Source organism: Halomonas sp. BM-2019 (assembly GCF_017584085.1).
In genome coordinates this window covers 612923-613349 of the sequence record NZ_CP071922.1, presented here as the reverse complement: position 1 = coordinate 613349, position 427 = coordinate 612923, and the positions used below count along the sequence as shown (strand labels likewise).

Below are 427 nucleotides of genomic sequence, written 5' to 3'. Positions count from 1 at the left end.
CTGACCTTGCGGGTTCTAACCTAACCATTTGGCAGGATTCCAAGCCGTTAACCGCGGCAGACGCCAGTGGTAACTACATTTATTACGGTGTGCGTGAGTTTGGTATGTCGGCGATTATGAACGGCATTCAGTTGCATGGTGGATTCCGCCCATACGGTGCAACCTTCCTGATGTTTATGGAATACGCGCGCAACGCAGTGCGCATGGCCGCGTTGATGAAACAACCGGTGATTCATGTCTACACCCATGACTCGATTGGTTTAGGTGAAGACGGCCCGACCCACCAACCGGTTGAGCAGCTAGCTAACTTGCGCTTAACGCCGAACTGCCAAACCTGGCGGCCATGTGACCAAGTGGAATCAGCGATTGCTTGGCAAGCCGCGGTGGAACGGACCGACGGCCCAACTTGTTTGATTTTCACTCGTCA

The 427-nt window shown here is 53.6% G+C and carries 1 pseudogene; it reads left to right on the top strand.

From position 1 onward, the window contains the following. A pseudogene (locus tag J5F18_RS03130) lies at positions 1 to 427 on the top strand (transketolase); the annotation flags it as partial.